Here is a 6,217-nt window from a genome sequence, read left to right as displayed (position 1 = left end):
GTCGCAGATGTGGTTGGGCAGTCTACTTAGACTATCCCCCCCATCACCTAGCTCCTCTATCTAATCCGGAACTGAAGACTGGGAGCTCGCGAAGTGGGTAAAACCCTTGTAGCGGGCAGAACCAGGCGCACAGTATCGGAAATGATGCAACACCACGTCACACCACGCCGAAGCACCTCCCCCGAGCAAGGTCGGCCGATTCACACTTGCAACTCCGACATCAGATCCCAATGACCAAGAAACGCAGTACAGAATCTACGCAAACCTACGAATTCCGTTTCGTATCCAAGATCCAAAGGCGTACACATCCTACACAAGCCTACGGATTCCGTTTTCGTATCCAAAGGGGACGACGAGACAAGGAAGCAAATCATTGCTAACTTCCAACCCCTCATACTTTTTGACAAGACGAGATTGCAAACTGCCATCTTGGGATACTCCCCGAGTCGAATAGTATTTAGTTTTAAAGGAACGCTTCGTGCCATTCAATCCTTTCAAGCCCTCATTACCTCTTTATTTCTTCTACCATGGCTGCCGTTCCTCCCGCTGCCGTTCCACCCGCGAACCTCGACGAGTGCGGCACCTTTGCCGAATGGTTCTCTCATCCCACCAACGACCACTTTGACGGAACCAACCTTGTTACCGTCGCCGACCCGGCTACGTGGAACGCCGCTACGGTTGGGTATACCGTGTTCAACATGGCCGACGGAGTCCCCCTCGCCTTTGTGGGACTCTTCTACGACGGCGCTCACTTGAATACGGGAACTACACGACTCCTCATGTTCCCCAAGACATTTCCTTCTACTCTACGTGGTGCGACACCCTATGACCGTCGGGTCTATGCCTTCGTAGACGAGGTTGGCGGCGGTACTGCTCCTACGGTCCAGTTCCCGGTAGATGCCTTCACGTTGGCTACCAACAACGCCACCGTTGTACCCTTGGATCCCAATGACCTGGTTACCGACATGAACGCCCACGCTAACGAACTCAACGTGCGACTCGTAGCGGCAGCTGGAACCACGCAAGATGTCTATTGTACTCGCCTTACGTGGGTCCCGCCCCGATACGTGAGCTTGTTGATTGGGCGTCGGCTCACGCCACGCCAAGCCGCCCTCAGTATCCTGCCCGTAATTGTAAATGACGGAGTCTACGCTCAAGTCACCCCTTTCGCGAATTGGTTGATGATGGCTACCTACCCCGACGCCATTAATCCTACGCCATCCTTGATGTTGGCGGCCGACGTCACCGCCCCTGTCCCAAATAGTCACTTCACGGAATGGCGTCAACAATCCCTCAATCGCATCCTTCCTGCGGTATCCGGGTTGCTGGGTGGTGGGGCAGGACCTACATCACGCATTGCCAACATTATGGGTGACCTCCTTCAAGTCCAACGCGAGGTGCGAAATGACGCAACTGCCGCACGCACTGCAGCGGCTGCGCCCAAGTCAGTCGCAGATTTCTTTGGCGACTCCACGACGGACAAACTCATGGCATTGTGCCAAGTACATGCGGCTCACGCTCTGCCCGAAATCTGGATCTCACTCGCGGCGGCCAACGGCAAACGTGAGCGGGAAGTCATCGAATCCCGCTTGCGGGTCACTGCCACGGCACTAGGCGACCCGGAGTTGGCACCCGTGATCACTCCGGATCTGGCCAAGAAGATTGTGAGCGTGCGACTTGAAGGCAGCAACTTGGATGACTTCTCCGACGGTGTCAATCCTTTCCTCATGGTCATCCAGGACTACACTTCTCCTGGCAGTGAGAAGCAATACTTCGACGCTATCTCATTGGCAGCCGACTATGATACATTGGTCGGGGGCACCGCAGCCGCGGATTTGGCGGACATTACGAAGATGCGTACTGCAATCAAGGTACAGATCCCTACCAACTTCGTAACTATGCGTCTTATGCTCCAGGCCTTTACAGTGCTACTAGCTACGCTCCTCGAAGAAACACACGAAGTCGTTCAACAACTCTCGCGTTTCACGACGCAGTTCTTGAATAAGGAACCATTCTACGTCAGCCGGCTTCAGAACGTGGATCCCAAATACGGACCAGCACGACTCCTTCGTTACGTCCAACTACACGTACGAGCTTATTTCGCCGACACTTTGGGGGCGGCCACACCTGCCGTGGCCGCAGCCGTGCCCACTCCCCAGTTCCTCGACCGGCTCCGCGATATGAAGGTGGGGGACATGTCTTGGTTGCCACATCTCCCACAACGCTACTATTCTACGGTTACTCCCAAAAGCGAGCCCAGGGTCGAACCCGAGGACAAACCAGGGAAGGCGCCCAAGAAGGAAGAAGGTGGAACCAAGCGCAAGGCTGTACGCAACACCCAAATGGATGCCCGTTTCGAAGACTTCAAGACGGGTATCTCCAATTCCAAGTTCAACGATGTAATCAAGAAGGTGGGAGCACCTCCCACTGTCAAACGAGGCGGAGATGACATTGCTATGTGCGTCTCTTATCACTTACGTGGTACCTGCTTCGAATCCTGCAGCCGCAAGGCTGACCACGGTCCCCATTCGAAAGACGAGAACGATCAGCTCTACGCTTGGTGCAAGAAGGCCTTTGAATGAAGGCTCGGCGGCAGAAACTTACGCGACCTAGTTTCTCACACGCCACTACTCAAGTCGCTTCCGGCCCCAGTCGCTACCCAATCACAAGCCAATACAAGTAAGGTAGCAACTAAGGGTCTAAGAGGCGTGGGTAGTTCATCACACAAGTCTATCGTCCCGACGGTCGTTCCCACGCAACCACTCATCTTGGCCGACGAACTAGGTAAGTGCGTTGCCCGTGCGGTGGAACTGTACCAGTCCACCAATTCTTTCGAGGACTTCATCCGTGCCTGCCAAGGCCCCAGCGATTTACAATCCAACATCGGTAAACTACCACACCCAGCAGCCACGTTGCTGGACGAGTATCGCACCAACGGTGTCCCATACAAGACTCGAGCCGATAACTGGACCCCTAACCTTCGCAGGGAAGCCCTTCTACGAGGCGCACACCAGTCGGCCTACCAGTACCAGGAATTTGTACGAGAAGAGTTTGTCGACATGATCAAGAAACGTTTCTGGGTAGTACTTCCTGCGGCACTTCTCATGGAGTACGAAGACTTACGCCTGAGCCCATTAGGGGTAGTGCCCCAGCACGAACGACGACCACGAATCATCTGCGACTACACATATTACGGCGTAAACCAGGACACGGCACCCGATGCCCCGCCGGAAGCCATGCAATTTGGGCGCACTCTACGGCGCATACTGCAGAAGCTAGCTGACGCAAACCCAACGTACGGACCCGTATACATGGCCAAATATGACATGTCCGATGGCTTTTATCGACTACAACTCTCCCTGGATTCCATACTACCCCTGGCCGTCATGCTCCCAACCATGAGCCAGGAAGACCCCCTAGTGGCTCTACCGTTAGTAGTTACTATGGGCTGGACTGAGGCTCCTCCCGCCTTCTCAACCACCACCGAAACATCTACCGACCTCGCCAACTGGGAACTAGAAAGCAAGAATTACATTCCACCGCATCATCTAGAACCGCTGGCCGACACTCCCCCACGTGATTACAAGCCCCGTGACGAATCCCGAATGAAGGCATCTGTCGCCTCTCGCACATATGCCTCTAGCCCGGTAGCCTACGTGGATGTATATGTCGACGACGAAATAGGCCTCGCGCAAGGGCCTAAAGCAGCCCGATCAAGGGTAACCCGAGCCATCATGCACTCCATCGACAAGATCATGCGACCGCTCGACCCAACCGACTCGGAGGCCAGAAGAGAACCCATCTCCGTCACAAAATTGGAAAAGGGTGATGGCTTTATGGGCACCAAGAAAACCATCCTTGGGTGGGAATTTGACACGGTCGAAATGACAATCCATTTGTCAGCCCGACGGCGACAACGACTTCACGACATACTCGCCGAACTACCTCGCACCCGAAAACGTATGCCAATCAAGGCCTGGCACAAAGTCTTGGGGGAACTACGGTCCATGTCCCTAGCTCTCCCTGGGAGCAGGGGTCTCTTCAGTGCACTCCAAGTACGCTTTAAGACGGATCAAACTAGAATTCGACTAACCAGGATGGTACATGACTTCCTGGACGATTTCCGCTACGTTGCATCCACTCTGGATGATCGCCCCACGCGCATTTACGAAGTGGTACCCACTTCCCCACACATCGTGGGAACCACGGACGCTTCGGGAATCGGCATGGGGGGAGTTTTCTTCTTGCCCGCACCTTGGGCCACTCCGAATCATCCGGACTACTTTCCTTACCTGTGGCGAGCAGAGTTCCCACCTAACGTGAAGCTACAACTGCTTACCTTCGACAACCCGAAAGGCACCGTCACGAACAGCGACTTGGAATTAACGGGCACCGTCGCCCATCACGACGTCATCGCTACACACTTTGGCGTCGCCGAAACCACTATAGGCACCGCTCACGACAACTATGCCGCCGTTATTTGGAATCGCAAAGGTTCCACCTCCACAACGGGTCCCGCAGCCTATCTTCTGCGGTTACAAGCCCTCCATGCCAGACATCATCGCTACGTACCACTCCACGACTTTATCCCAGGACACCTTAATCGCCTAGCTGACGAAGCCTCACGCCGATTCCACCTCACCAACGACGAGATACTCTCACATTTCGATCAATATTATCCACAGCCGCGAGCTTGGAAACTCTTGACTCTACGGCCCGCGATGCATTCCGCCTTGATCTCCTGCTTGCACAGGAAGAGGGTCGATCCTCCATCAGTGCTTCACGAACCCGTAGCGCAGACAAGTATTGGGGACACTGGTTGGAGTTCTGTGCCTCGCACTCCGTGGATCCCCACGACACCACCAAAGACCTTGTACCGTACCTGCAAGTGTTCGCCCGACGAGTCCGTGATGGACGCCTCTCATCCTCCCGCCGAGCCGTTCGCGCTGACACAGTTTCTGACGCCCTACGAAACGTGGGACAGACGTACGCAAGGTTGGGGACCCCTGACATCCGAAACGACCCCACAGGACGAGTTGACTTGCGCCTCTCCAGACAACTCCGTTTCTACGCCAAAGAAGACGACCCTCCACGACGCGTGAAACCTGTTCCGATCTCCGTAGTCGCAAGCGTCGTCCGTCATGCTTACTCCGACCAAGAACTAGATCCAGCCACTCAAGCCACTGCCGACATGACCTGCCTAGGCTTCTTCTTTCTTTGTCGCCCAGGTGAACACACACTCACTACCGACAACACCCCTTTCACACTGCGCGACGTCACCCTGTATCGCGATAAAGCTGAATACACCTACCAAAACTGTCCACCAGAAGAATACGACAACGCAACCTCGGTCGCCCTTACTTTCACCACACAAAAGAACGGGGTCAAAAACGAGATTATTCGCAATGGCTCCACAGGGGACCCCCTCGTTTGTCCAGTTCGCACGGCAGCCCGCCTACTAGCCTACCACCATAGCCACAACAGCCCACCAGATACACCGCTGTGCGCCTTCTACGACAACGACCTGCTGTGTCACGTCCGCGCTAAGCATATAACCCAAGCACTACGGTCCGAATTGACTCTGCTATTGGCCAATGGCATGCGGCTCAACATTCTACCACACGAAATCGACGCTAGATCCCTCCGCTCCGGTGGGGCCACCGCCATGCTCTGTGCCAAGATTGACAAGGACCTCACCCAACTACAAGGCCGTTGGAAATCCGACGCCATGATTCGATATCTCCACATTTCCGCGGCCCCCATCGTCAATTCCTTTGCCCGAAAAATGTTCAAAGCCGGAAATTTCTCTTTCTTTCCACAACTCTACGACCACTACGACGGCTACGCCTACACCTTTGATGATCCTGATCCCACCGACATCGCCGCTACTACAGCCCCAGCCGATCTATCTCAACATCATCCACCTTTACTTATCCACACCCCTCCTTCCTCCGACTCCGACTCCGCCGATGATGCGTCAGCCCAGGCCTCTCACGCTTCCCCCACGTCGCACGCCGCCTCCATTAGTGCTGCGGATACCCACACTCGTCAGTCCAGCCAGTCCCGCCTGTCCACCTCGTTTGCCTCCCAAGACGATCCCAACGATTCTTCCTGGCACCCGTCTGACTCTGACTCTTAATTATCCCACCCTCCCACCCTTATGGGGCTATGGGCACTGGGGATTCGGAAGCTCCGAAACGAGCCTTCCTTTTCCCCG

General features: G+C 55.0%; 2 protein-coding genes. Both read left to right on the top strand.

Annotated elements, in window-relative coordinates; genetic code table 11:
* The first annotated feature begins 527 nt into the window (after positions 1–527).
* Positions 528–2,582 (top strand): hypothetical protein, encoded by a 2,055-nt coding sequence (locus VBE63_RS23520; protein WP_323685449.1) that lies wholly within the window; start codon positions 528–530, stop codon positions 2,580–2,582.
* A gap of 2,459 nt (positions 2,583–5,041) precedes the next feature.
* The gene (locus tag VBE63_RS23515) at positions 5,042–6,139 is read left to right on the top strand and encodes a hypothetical protein (protein WP_323685448.1); all 1,098 of its coding nucleotides are present in this window, start codon (positions 5,042–5,044) and stop codon (positions 6,137–6,139) included.
* Positions 6,140–6,217 lie beyond the last annotated feature (78 nt).

This window comes from Lamprobacter sp. (assembly GCF_034860625.1).
Lineage (GTDB): Bacteria > Pseudomonadota > Gammaproteobacteria > Chromatiales > Chromatiaceae > Lamprobacter.
The sequence above is the reverse complement of the archived record's forward strand: the minus strand, read 5'-3'. Positions and strand labels throughout refer to the sequence as shown.